At 66.4% G+C, this 11,853-nt stretch carries 13 protein-coding genes; 5 read left to right on the top strand and 8 right to left on the bottom strand.

The window, feature by feature from the left end; translation table 11 throughout:
- Positions 1-265 precede the first annotated feature (265 nt).
- From ACKOB8_RS15285 to ACKOB8_RS15265, 5 genes are all read right to left on the bottom strand, one after another.
- Complete coding sequence (locus ACKOB8_RS15285; protein WP_526378755.1) at positions 266-2,920, bottom strand: MGH1-like glycoside hydrolase domain-containing protein; 2,655 nt, start codon at positions 2,918-2,920, stop codon at positions 266-268.
- Entirely contained in the window at positions 2,917-4,314 is a 1,398-nt protein-coding gene (gene zwf, locus ACKOB8_RS15280; protein ID WP_526378753.1) for a glucose-6-phosphate dehydrogenase, read from the bottom strand. Before zwf ends, ACKOB8_RS15285 begins: the two co-directional genes overlap by 4 nt.
- Positions 4,311-5,321 carry a phosphogluconate dehydrogenase (NAD(+)-dependent, decarboxylating) gene (gene gnd, locus ACKOB8_RS15275; RefSeq protein ID WP_526378759.1) on the bottom strand — a complete coding sequence of 337 codons (1,011 nt, stop codon included), beginning with the start codon at positions 5,319-5,321 and terminating at the stop codon, positions 4,311-4,313. Before gnd ends, zwf begins: the two co-directional genes overlap by 4 nt.
- A 14-nt stretch (positions 5,322-5,335) precedes the next feature.
- Entirely contained in the window at positions 5,336-5,680 is a 345-nt protein-coding gene (locus ACKOB8_RS15270) for a hypothetical protein (RefSeq protein ID WP_526378751.1), read from the bottom strand.
- A 111-nt stretch (positions 5,681-5,791) separates the two neighbouring features.
- Positions 5,792-6,055 (bottom strand): hypothetical protein, encoded by a 264-nt coding sequence (locus ACKOB8_RS15265; RefSeq protein ID WP_526378749.1) that lies wholly within the window; start codon positions 6,053-6,055, stop codon positions 5,792-5,794.
- A 165-nt stretch (positions 6,056-6,220) separates the two neighbouring features.
- Between ACKOB8_RS15265 and ACKOB8_RS15260 the strand changes: the two genes are divergently transcribed.
- A complete protein-coding gene (locus ACKOB8_RS15260) occupies positions 6,221-6,430 on the top strand; it encodes a helix-turn-helix domain-containing protein (protein WP_526378747.1) in 210 nt (69 codons plus the stop codon).
- Between the two features lie 73 nt (positions 6,431-6,503).
- Here ACKOB8_RS15260 and ACKOB8_RS15255 read toward each other — a convergent pair whose 3' ends face one another.
- Positions 6,504-8,018, bottom strand: coding sequence for a sensor histidine kinase (locus ACKOB8_RS15255; protein ID WP_526378745.1), 1,515 nt, complete (start codon positions 8,016-8,018; stop codon positions 6,504-6,506).
- A gap of 5 nt (positions 8,019-8,023) precedes the next feature.
- Positions 8,024-8,728 carry a response regulator transcription factor gene (locus tag ACKOB8_RS15250; protein ID WP_526378757.1) on the bottom strand — a complete coding sequence of 235 codons (705 nt, stop codon included), beginning with the start codon at positions 8,726-8,728 and terminating at the stop codon, positions 8,024-8,026.
- A 197-nt stretch (positions 8,729-8,925) separates the two neighbouring features.
- Here ACKOB8_RS15250 and ACKOB8_RS15245 point away from each other — a divergent pair, with 197 nt between their 5' ends.
- From ACKOB8_RS15245 to ACKOB8_RS15230, 4 genes are all read left to right on the top strand, one after another.
- Complete coding sequence (locus ACKOB8_RS15245) at positions 8,926-9,288, top strand: hypothetical protein (RefSeq protein WP_526378743.1); 363 nt, start codon at positions 8,926-8,928, stop codon at positions 9,286-9,288.
- A gap of 315 nt (positions 9,289-9,603) precedes the next feature.
- Complete coding sequence (locus tag ACKOB8_RS15240) at positions 9,604-9,765, top strand: hypothetical protein (protein ID WP_526378741.1); 162 nt, start codon at positions 9,604-9,606, stop codon at positions 9,763-9,765.
- Entirely contained in the window at positions 9,766-10,188 is a 423-nt protein-coding gene (locus ACKOB8_RS15235; RefSeq protein ID WP_526378739.1) for a DUF5710 domain-containing protein, read from the top strand. It begins immediately after the preceding gene.
- 33 nt (positions 10,189-10,221) lie between these two features.
- Positions 10,222-11,119 (top strand): IS5 family transposase gene (locus tag ACKOB8_RS15230; protein WP_526378737.1). Its coding sequence is split into 2 segments (ribosomal slippage): positions 10,222-10,560 and positions 10,562-11,119, totalling 897 coding nucleotides; the frame shifts between segments, so codons are not numbered across the junction.
- 188 nt (positions 11,120-11,307) lie between these two features.
- On the opposite strand, the gene ACKOB8_RS15225 is transcribed toward ACKOB8_RS15230, so the two are convergent.
- Positions 11,308-11,802 carry a hypothetical protein gene (locus tag ACKOB8_RS15225; protein ID WP_526378735.1) on the bottom strand — a complete coding sequence of 165 codons (495 nt, stop codon included), beginning with the start codon at positions 11,800-11,802 and terminating at the stop codon, positions 11,308-11,310.
- Between the last annotated feature and the right edge of the window lie 51 nt (positions 11,803-11,853).

Below are 11,853 nucleotides of genomic sequence, written 5' to 3'. Positions count from 1 at the left end.
CCCAAACGCCCTCAACCACGTCCTCTCACCAACCCTGACCCCCGCAGCCGTGCAGTGACCCCGCCGAACCTGGTAGCGACCCCGCCCCGGGACGATCCGGCTAACGGGCCGCCCGGGATGGTCAAGACCAGCCGCTTGACTTGCCCCGGTAGGTAACAGACAAAGCCTGCGCAACCGTGGAATGGGGCTCGCCAGTTGGCGAGCGCCAGAGGAGCTTTCACCGCCACATTCCCAGTTGGCCCGGCGCGTTTAGTCGCGGACTAGGCTAGCCATAGCGCTGGTTGCCTCGGTACTGCAGAAGCAAGGCGACGGTGGCGGTCCAGCCGGTCTGGTGACTGGCCCCCATCCCTCGGCCCGTGTCGCCGTGGAAGTACTCGTGGAACGGAACCAGGTCGCGCCAGTGCGGGTCGGTCTGGAAATACTCGTTGTCGCCGAACACCACTCGGCGCCCGTCATCGCCACGGACCAGGAGGCCGGTGAGCCGGCGGGCCAGTCGGTCGGAGATGACGTCCAAGGACACCGTTCCCCCGGCCGGGTCGACGGGATCGGTGACGCCGAAAGTGTCGCCGAGGTAGCGGGAATACGAGTTGAGCGACTGGACCAACAGCAGGTTGATCGGCAGCCAGACCGGGCCGCGCCAGTTCGAATTGCCGCCGAACATCCGGCTGTCCGATTCGCCCGGTGTGTAGGCGATCGCATGATCTGATCCGTTGACCCGGTAAGTGTAGGGATGGTCCCGGTGATACTTCGACAGCGACCGAATTCCGTTCGGGGAGAGGAACTGTGCGGGGTCCAGCAGCCGCTGCAGGATCGCGGCGAGTCGATCCTGGTGGACCACGGCAACCATGAAGTGCGTTCCGTCGCCGCCGTCCATCAGGATGTTGACGTCGGCGTCGGTGTGCTCGTAGAGACAGACGAGTTCGTCCCTGCACCGCTTCATGGTGGCCACGGCATCGGTCGAGGACACCGGTATGGCGATGCCGGCGAACAGCGGGACTATCGCCTGGATTGAGTAAACCTCCAGTGACCGGCAGGAGCCATCCGGAAATTCGATCACGTCGTGATAGAAGCCGGTCTGGGGGTTCCAGAAGCTGACGTGACCGCTGCCCTTCTCCAGGGCGTTGGCGACCAGCCAGGCGTCCCACACCCAGCGGCCGAACATCTCCAGGTAGCTCGGTTCCTCGAGGGAGAGTTCGACGGTGATCTCCATCAGGTGAAAGACCATCGCCGCGATCCATGCGGTGCCGTCGACCTGGGCGAGCTGACCGCCGGTGGGCAGCGGATGGTCTCGGTCGAAGACGCCGACGTTGTCCATGCCCAGGAAGCCCCCGCCGAACACCCCGCGGTCAGAAGCGTCCTTCTGGTTGAGCCACCACATCAGATTCAGCGTCGACGCCCGATAGGCGGTGGCGAGGAAGTCGCGGTCGCCGACGCCGGTGTGTTTGCGGTCGAGTTGGTAGACCTGCCATGCCGCCCAGGCGAACAACGGCGGGTTGGTGTCGCCGAACGACCACTCGTAGGCCGGGATCTGGCCGTGCGGGTGCTGCGCAATGGACTGCAGCAGGACCAGCACCTGGTCCTTGGCGAACTCCGGGTCGATCAACGCCATCGCGACGCAATGGAACGTCTGGTCCCACGCTGCGAACCACGGGTATTCCCAGGCGTCGGGCATCATCAGCACTTCGCTGAGGGCCAGGTGCTGCCAGTCGCTGTTGCGTCCGCTCCAGCGTTGGCTCGGTGGGGGCGGCTGGCCGGGATCGCCCTTGAGCCAGCGCCGCACCTTGTAGTGGTAGAACTGCTTGCACCACAACAGCCCGGCCAGTGCCTGGCGTTGTACCAGACGTTCGTCATCGGTCAGATCCGTTGCCGCCACGGCCTTGTAGAACTCATCGGCCTCGGCCCGGCGCAACTCGAACACCTTCTCCGCATCGTCGAACGGCCGGCGCAGATCGGCCGGCGCGAATCGGACTGTGACCGTGACGGATTCGCCCGGCTCGAGGGTGGCCTTTATGTGCGCTGCGAGCTTGCTGCCCTCGGTCATGTTCACCGCATCGCGCTCGTCGTGAACGACGTAGTCGTTGATCCCGTCCTTGGCGGTCGCCGAGGTGTTCGCCGATGCGAACAGCAGCCGGTTGTTCGATTCGTTCTCGCAGAACAGCATGTCCGGGATCTGTCCGGTGGAGGTGATGACGGAGAACCAGCGCTGTCCCAGGACCGGATGGTCGGTGCGGGCCGACCCGTCGCCGGCCTTGACGATCCGCGGCGCGGATTCCCCGGAGTTCCACGACCAGGTGTTGCGGTACCACAGCTGGGGCAGCACGTGGACCGGTGCGGTATCAGGGCCGCGATTGGTCACGGTGATACGGCACAGGAAATCTTCCGGGGTCGCCTTCGCGTAGGTGACCTGGACGTCGAAATATCCTTGCGCCAGCCACTCTTCGCGCAGGGCGTCGAACAGTTCGTACTCGGGCTGATCCTGGCCGCGTTGTTGACTGGTGCGCAGCAGGTCGTCGTAGGGGAACGCCGTCTGCGGGTACTTGTAGACCATCGACGCATAGGCGTGGGTGGGCAGATTGTCGGTGTAGAACCAATAGTCCTTGACATCCTCGCCGTGGTTGCCCTGCTCGTTGGCCAGACCATACGGACGTTCCTTGAGGATCGGATCGTTGCCGTTCCACAGCGCCACACCAAGGCAGATCGTCTGATCCCGGTCGCACCAGCCGGCCAGGCCGTCCTCGTTCCACCGGTAGGCGCGGCTGCGGGCATGCTCGAACGGAAAGTACGCCCACGCCTCACCGTCGGCGCTGTAGTCCTCCCGCACCGTGCCCCAGGCCCGTTCGCTCAGGTAGGTGCCCCACCGACGCCAGTCCGAGACGCCGGTTTTCACCTCTGCGAGGCGCTCGTGCTCGGCGGTTCTCACCGTTTCGAGGACAACCAGGGCTCGCGCCAACCGGGATGTCCGGCAAGCAGTTTTGCCGCTCCGGCGGGTCCCCACGAACCAGGCTTGTACATCTCCACCGGGGGTGGCGCCTGCAGCAGGGGTTCGACGATGCGCCAGGTCTCCTCGACGCCGTCCTCCCGGGTGAAGTGGCTGGGATCCCCGCGCAGCGCGTCAGAGAGCAGGCGTTCGTAGGGCTCGGGGGCTTCGCCGAGCTCCTCGGCGAATACCAGCGACAGGTTGACCGTGCGGGTGTCGTTGACGCCGGGCTTCTTGGCCTGAATCACCAGATCGGCGCCGGCGTCGGGGTCGATGCGCAGGATCAGCTCGTCGGGGTCGGGGAGGTGCGGCAGGAACGGCAGCCTCGGCGGCCGCTTGAAGACGACCCGCATCTCGGTGGCCCGCACCGGCAGGGCCTTGCCGGCCCGGATGAAGAACGGCACCCCTGACCAACGCCAGTTGTCGATGGACAGTCGCAGCGCGACGTAGGTCTCGGTCTGCGAGTCTGGGTTGACACCCTTGACCGAGCGGTAGCCGTCATATTGACCGCGCACATAGTGTTTCGGGTCCAGCGACGGGATGGACCGGAACACCTCGACCCGTTTGTCGCGTTGGCCGTCGGCGGTGCCGACGCTCGGCGGTTCGGCGGCGAACAGGCCGACCAGCTGCAGCAGGTGGTTCTGTACCACGTCCCGCAGCGCTCCCACGGGATCGTAAAAACCGCCGCGGTCCTCGACGCCGAAGTTCTCGGCCATGGTGATCTGCACGCAGTCGATGCGGTCCCGGTTCCACAGCGGCTCGAAGATCGAGTTCGCAAACCGCAGGAACAGGATGTCCATCGCCGGTTCCTTGCCGAGGACGTGGTCGATCCGGAAGATCTGCCACTCGTCGAGCATGCCGCTGAGTTGGGCGTTGAGCGCCCGGGCCGAGGCCAGGTCATGACCGAACGGCTTCTCCACCACCACCCGCGCCCCGGTGGTCAGGTTGGCGTGCGCCAGTCCCTCGACGACGCGGCCGAACAGCGAAGGAGGGATCTCCAGATAGAACACCGGGGTGTGCCGACCCTCGATCGCTTTGGCCACCCGGTCGTACGTCTTGGGATCGCCGAAATCGCCGGACACCATCGACATTCGCCCCGCCAGGCGGGCGAAGATCTCGTCGTCGATTGTCTCCCCGGCGCCCTCGATGGCACCGCGTGCGTGATCGCGTAGCTCGGCGTTGGACCAATCATCAAGGGCGACACCGACGATCGGACAGTCCAGTAATCTGCGGCGTTCCATCCGGTACAGCGACCGGAACGTCATCTTGCGGGCGAGATCCCCGGTGATGCCGAAGACGACCAGGACGCCGGCGGGTGCGGCCTCCGGTCGGGTCATTTCTTCTCGGCGTGGCCGCCGAACTCGCTGCGCATGGCCGAGAGCACCTTGGCGGTGAAGTCTCCGAGATCCCGGGACTCGAACCGCTGATAGAGCGCGGTGGTGATGACCGAGGCCGGCACCCCCTCGTCGACGGCCGCGTGCACGGTCCACCGTCCCTCACCGGAATCGGAGACCCGACCGCTGAACTCGGCCAATTCGGGGGAGCGGGCCAGTGCTGAAGCGGTCAGGTCGACGAGCCAGGAACTGACGACCGAACCGCGCCGCCACACCTCAGCGACCTCGGCTATGTCGATGTCGTACTGATAGGCCCAGGCGTCACGCAACGGCGCGGTCTCGGCGTCGACGGTGTGGGTCTTCTTGCCGACGTTTGCGTGCTTGATGATGCTCAGGCCCTCGCCGATCGCGGCCATCATCCCGTACTCGATTCCGTTGTGCACCATCTTAACGAAGTGCCCGGCGCCGTTGGGGCCGCAATGCAGATAGCCCTCCTGGGCGGTCCCGTCGGTGCGGGTGCGACCGGGCGTCGGCTCGACGTCACCGATCCCCGGAGCGATGGTCTTGAAGATCGGATCCAGCCGGGACACCACCTCGTCCTCGCCACCGATCATGAGGCAGTAGCCGCGCTCCAGGCCCCACACCCCGCCGCTGGTTCCGACGTCGACGTAGTGGATTTTCCTCTCCCCGAGGTGGTGTGCGCGGGTGATGTCGTCGCGGTAGTAGGAGTTGCCGCCGTCGATCACCACATCGTCGGGCTCCAGGTGCGGCAGCAGCTTCTCCAGGGTCGGATCGACGATCGCGGCCGGCAGCATCAGCCACATCGCCCGCGGCCGCTCGAGCTTGGCGACGAAGTCCTCCAGCGACGACGCTCCGGTGGCCCCCTCTGCCTCGAGGGCCTGCACCGCGTCGGCGTTGACGTCGTACACGACGCAGCGATGCCCGTCGCGCATCAGCCGGCGCACCAGGTTGGCCCCCATCCGGCCCAACCCGACCATGCCCAGCTGCATCGGCCTGTCAGTCGTCATCGTCCCCACTTTCCGTTACTCGACCAACTGTGGTCGACGGTAAGTCTTCCCCGGCTGACCGGTTCGCGTGCGGATATCGCCTGTCTGGCTATCCGACACCCAGCCTGGGCCGGGGCGTGGTCGTCGGCGAAGCGGGAGAACGCCGGTCGCAGGGCCGCGATGTCCACCTCCTGCAGGGTCATCGCGCTGACCTCCGGGCCACCGACGACGAGTTCGGCGATCCGGTCGAAGTCGCGGCAGTAGGCGGCGACGGTGTGGGGGGAGGGTTTCGCCGTCTTGCGCGCGTAGAGGAATTCCGCGAACCACTCCGAGCGTGGCCGGTTCAACGTCGGACTGCCCACCCGTACATTGTTTCACGCATAATGACTGTTATGCGTGATTAAGGGGCCCGGGCGATACAGGTCGCTAGAACGCCAAGCCCGGCTGAACCGGAAACGGGTGGCGGGCCGACATCAGGTCGCGCGTTCTGCACCTCGATGTAGACCTGAAGCATGCGCTCCTGCATAAGCCAGCTGCTCGGCCTGGATTCGCACCTGGGCCACAGTCGCTTCGGCCAAGGCGATCGCGGCGGCGGCACTTGCCAGTGAGATGCGCTCGGCCGCCGACAACTGGGCATCCATTCGTGCCGCGTCGGCGTATCCTTGGGCGTCGGTGAGGTAGCGCCGGGCCGTGGCAAGAGGGTCGGTTATCGCCCCCGAAATGGCCTGATTCGTCATGAAAACCAGGATACCGGCGACGCCTGGACAACACCCTAAAACGTCACAGTGACGGTTCGGGGTGGGTGCCGCCCCCTCATCGGCGTCCCAGCAGATTCGTTAGCACGTAATCATCCGGGCCCGAATCTCCTATGGGCGGGTGGATTTCGAACGCACTAACTGGAGATGTCGCGAGAGTCCACTTCACTGGCGGTGGTCGTTGGTGAGAACTGCAGGCGCATCCGCGTCGATGCTGGCGTCACGCAAAATGCGCTTGCCAAGCATGCGTGCGATGCTGGGCTGTGCTGGACCGCAAGTAAGGTCGGCCAGTTTGAGCGAGGCCAGTACAACCCGGCGTTCTCGACAGTTCTGGCGGTTACCTACGCGCTGTCGTAGTGTTCACGTCACCGCGGGCGGTACCGTGTGGTCCCGCGACAAGCGCCTGATGTCCGCCTGCGCCAAGCCGGGGTCATGCTCTTTGGTCAGCACCCCCGGCACTAGCTTCTCGCACCGGGTATCCCGGCAGCCGCACGGTGAACACCGTTGCGCCGGTCTCGGATTCCAGCGTGATGCTGCCGTGGTGGGCGGTGACGACAGCCGAGACGATGGCCAGGCCCAGGCCGGTGGACCCGTCCTGATGCGAGCGGGACGCATCGGCGCGGGCGAACCGTTCGAAGACCTCGGGTTGCAGCGTGGCCGGGATACCGGGACCGTCGTCGGCAACGCGCAGGACGGCGTCGTCGCGATCGGTGTGCAGGGACAAGGTGACCGACGACCCAGGCGGGGTGTGCGTCCTGGCGTTGGCGAGCAGGTTGGCCACCACCTGGTGCAGTCGGGCGTCGTCGCCGGGGACGAGCACCGGTTCGGCGGGCGCCTCCAGTTTCCAGTGGTGTTCGGGGCCGGCGGCGTGGGCATCGCTGACGACGTCGGCGCACAGCCGACACAGATCGACCGGTTGGCGCTCCAGCGGCCGGCCGGAATCAAGCCGAGCCAGCAGCAGCAGATCCTCGACCAGATGGGTCATCCGGTGCGCCTCTGAGTCCACCCGGCTCATCGCATGGGCGACATCGCGCGGCACCTCGGCCCGTTTCCGCTGTGCCAGTTCGGTATACCCGCGGATGGCGGCGAGCGGCGTGCGCAATTCGTGGCTGGCGTCGGCGACGAACTGCCGGACCCTGCTCTCGCTGGCCTGCCGGGTGGTCAGGGCGGTGTCGATATGGTCGAGCATCCGGTTGACCGCCAGGCCGAGCCGGCCCACTTCGGTGCCGGGACTGGCGTCGGCGTCGGAAACCCGGACCGGCAACGCGACTTCGCCGCGGTCCAACGGCAAGTCGGCAACCAAACCGGCGGTGGCGGCCACCCGGTCCAGCGGCGCCAGGGCCCGGCGAATGATCAGCCGACCGGCCAGCGTGGCGACCACGATGGCCAGCGCGGTGAGCACCGCGAAAATCAGCGCGACCCGAGCCAGTGTCTTGCCCACCGCGTGCATACTCAGTCCCACGACCACGACGTTGACCGGGTTGCGCCCGGGTGCGGCGACCACCCGGTAGCGGCCGAGCCCGTCGAGGTTGACGGTGATCGGATGCCGGGTATCGGCCATCGCCGCCAGCTGATCGGATGCCCTAGACGACAGCGGATCGCGGTCACCGCCGCGGTTGAGCGCACCGGCTTTGACGACTGCGCGGTCGCTCACCACGGCGGCGACCATTCCGATCGGCTGACCAGGTGCGTCAAGGAACTCCGGACCCGGTCGCGGCATCGGATTGCCCTGGGCGACAGGGGCTTTCTCGGGCGAAGGTGGTGGCGGGGCGGGCCGGCGTTCCATCTTGGAGGAGCGCTGGGTGATCTGCAGCAACTGGCTGTCGAGCTCCCGCACCAGATAGCGGTGCAGCGCCAGTTCGGTGGCCACCCCGATGCCCAGGCAGACCGCGATCAACAGGGTGATCTGCCCGGCCAGCAAGCGGGCCCGCAGCGACCAACGCATCGGCGCTACCGAGCCGGCTTGAGGACGTATCCCGCGCCGCGCAACGTATGGATCATCGGCGGCCGGCCGCTGTCGATCTTCTTGCGCAGATAGGAGATGTAGAGCTCGACGATGTTGGAGCGGCCGCCGAAGTCATAACTCCAGACCCGGTCGAGGATCTGCGCCTTGGACAGCACCCGCTTAGGGTTGTGCATGAGGAACCGCAGCACCTCGAACTCTGTGGAGGTCAGCGTGATCGGCTCTCCGCCGCGGGTCACCTCGTGGCTGTCCTCATCGAGGACGAGGTCGCCGACGACGATCTGCGCGCCTCCGCTGGACGAGTCAATTCCGCTGCGGCGCAGCAGACTCCGCAGTCGCAGTACCACCTCCTCCAAGGAGAACGGCTTGGTGACGTAGTCGTCGCCGCCGGCGCTCAGACCCGCGATCCGATCTTCGACGGCGTCCTTGGCGGTGAGCAGCAGCACCGGCAGATGGGGGTGCTGTTCACGCAGTGCGGTCAGTACCTGCAGTCCGCTCATATCCGGCAGCATCACGTCGAGCACCACGGCGTCGGGGCGTTCGGCGCGGGCGGCGGCCACCGCCTCGGCTCCGTCGGCGGCCGTGCGGACGGTCCAGCCTTCGTAGCGCAGGGCCATGGAGACCATCTCGGCCAGGACGGCCTCATCGTCGACGACCAGAATGCTCACCGGACTGCCGTCGCCGCGCGTCATCACTACGCGCCCGGCCGCAGACGCCCCGGAAGTCATGCCCTCCAGTATGGGCGGCCCGATGGGCCGGCCCTGTGCCATCGCTATGCGCACGCTATGAAACGGGCTGCCACCTGCGTCGACCCGGTCGGCAGCCTCTCATAGCCGGCTCATAACGTCGGCAAAGCGGGCACTATAGGGGCCCACCCACGATGGCTTTCGTGACTAACACATGGGAAAACCCCGACAACAATCCGCTCGGCACCACTGCCGATCCGACTGACCCCCTTGCTTCGGCGGGGATCCGGCATACCGATCGCCCGCACCGGCTCTACCGGGCACTCGCCTGGGTGGGCATCGCCGCCGGGTCGCTGTTCATCGTCGCCACGGTGTTCTTCAGCGGCTACTACCTCGGCAGCCACGGCGGCGGCGGCCATCACGGGCAGCACCGCGCAATGCTGCTGAAGCCGTTCCCCGGCCCGGACCACCGGATGGGACCGGGCGGCCGGATGGGATCCGACGACGGCCCACGTCGCACACCGTTGACCCAGCCGTCGCCGTCCGGTTCGCCGGAACGACCATGACAGGGCGCCCCGGCCGGTCCTGACCGGCCGGGGCGGCGGTCAACCATAAAGCGGTTTGGGCGAGGGTTGGGTGTGGCGGGGTGCGGCGTGGAGCCCGGACCCAGCGCTCCGCGGCCACCTTGATCAGCTGCAGCGTCAGGTTCATGCCCTCCACCAGTTCGTTCTCGAACGGCTCGATGCCGCCCAGTACCGCCTTCGTGACGGCGGCTGACAGTGCCGTTATGCCGTCCTCATCCCATCACCGTGGCGGGCGACAAGCATTTCCAGGTAACGCATCCGAGGGAGCTGTCGGATTGCGGTGCTACGGTCCGGCGCATGAGCACATCGCCCGATCTGACATCCGCGCGGATTTACCTCGACGAACCCTGTGGTCTGGCGTCAGTCGACCGGTCCGGACTGTCGACGGCGGAACGGATCGCTCTGCTGAAACACATGTTTGACGTCTACATCCAGGCACGGGCGGAACGGGCCACCTGAGTGCCGGGGCTTGACGCTGGTCGCGTCTTTTGGTTGGACGTGCCGTTCGATGACAAAAATGCGGCTAAGGCGGCGGGGGCGCGCTGGGATGGAACCGAGCGCCGCTGGTACGTCACGGCACCGACTCAAGCTGTTGCTCGGTGGATGCCGTTGCCTGATCTTCTTCCAGGTGAGGATCGGGGCTTCGGATCCGGGCTGTTCGTCGACTTGGTCCCCAGGTCGTGTTGGTTCACCAATGTTCGGTCGTGCGTGTCGAGCCGTGACTGGGATCGTTTGCGCCGCATGGTATATCGGCGTGCCGGGGATCGTTGCGAGAGCTGCGTCGCGGCCGCCGACATCTCTTCTGGTGTGCGCCTGGAGGCCCATGAGCGGTGGGCGTACGACGAGGACACGTCGGTGCAGCGGCTAGGGCGTGTCTCCTAACCCTTCGGGGGTGTTGAGGGCAGTGTGGCTGGTGTGTCACGTGATTGTGTTCTCAGCGATGAACAGTGGGCCCGCATCGAGCCGTTGATGCCGGCGGCGTCGGCCAAGGGTGGGAGGCCTTTTGAGGATCACCGCCGGGTGGTCGAGGCGATTGTGTGGAGGTTCCGCACCGGTGCGCCCTGGCGGGATCTTCCCGTTCAGTTCGGTCCGTGGCAGACCGCGTGGAAGCGCCATCACCGGTTCTGCCTGGACGGCACCTGGGACCGTATTCACGCCGAGTTGTTGCGTCAGGCCGACGCCGAGGGGCGCATCGATTGGGCGGTCAGCGTGGACTCCACGGTCAACCGCGCTCACCAGCACGCCACCACCCTGGCGCTGCACACAGGGGGGTCTGTCGAATTACAAGAATCTGCGTGTTGAGCCTGCCGATCACGGAATCGGGCGCTCCAGAGGCGGTTTGAGCACGAAGATCCACCAGCTCGTCGACGGCAGCGGACTTCCGTTGGTCGTGTTGGTCGGCCCCGGCCAGGCCGGCGACGCACCCATGCTGCCGGTTCTCATGACCCACCTACGGGTGGCCCGCACAGCAGGTGGACGCCCCCGTACCCGCCCGGACCGACTGCGCGGAGACAAGGCGTATTCCTCTCGGGCAATCCGCGGCCACCTCCGCGCACGAGGGATCACTGCGGTAATACCCGAACCCGATGACCAGATCGGACACCGCAAGCGGCGAGGCAACCGCGGTGGACGACCGCCGGCCTTCGACGCCACTGACTACAAGGGCCGCAACGTCATCGAGCGTGGAATCCACACCGTCAAGCAGTGGCGAGGTCTGGCCACCCGATACGACAAACTCGCCATCGTCTACCGTGGCGCGGCCGTCCTTCGCGCCATCACCCTATGGCTCAGGCGGTTAGGAGACACGCCCTAGTTCGACTGGTCTGTCTGTGCAGTGCGTGCCACAGCGCAACCCACTACGGATTGGCGCAGTTGCGTGGCCGCGGCGCGGAGGCTCTGGCCCACCTGATGCGTGTCAACAGCTGGAATGTCGCAACCGCCGAAGCCCAGCGCACAACAAGCGTGATCAGGCACAACATGCCAGAACCATTTCCCGGAGGCTCAGGATGAAAGCAGCCGCATGGCTGAGCGCGCGCTGTGAAAAGGATCTGATCCCCCTACGGTCTGTGCGGTGACGCTCGGGATGGAATAGCAGACATCGGGTTGCATCGTTGCCACCAAGACGGTGATCGTGTCCCGCTGCGGATCCACACGTAAGTCGATGCTCTCGATCAACGTCGCGTACGCGCTCCCGGGCAAAGGCTGGGCACGGTATTCCCCGGCGGCGCCGGGGCTCCCGTCGCCCACCGGTTCAAGTCTGACGCCCAGGCCGGTCTCCGCCTGGTTCAGTGAACCCGCCGCGGCGGCGGCAAAGGAACGGGTGAAGTCCGCCAAGGCGCCGGAATCGCACTGGGGACCCAGCGCAGCGTCGTTGTCCGCGCGGGCGAGGCCCACCGCGCCCCCGACGAAGCCCCCGACGACGAGCATCGCGCCGAGCAGGATCGGCAGCACCCCCTTGAATAGCCACGCCGTCGACGTGCTGCGCGCGTCGCGCACCTGGAGGTGACATTGCGCCGGATCGGCCTTGGGCCAGGACGTCGACGCCGC

The organism is Mycobacterium sp. (genome assembly GCF_046091765.1).
Taxonomy (GTDB): Bacteria; Actinomycetota; Actinomycetes; order Mycobacteriales; family Mycobacteriaceae; genus Mycobacterium.
Note: the sequence above shows the minus strand (reverse complement) of the source record. Positions and strands in the feature narration are given on the sequence as shown.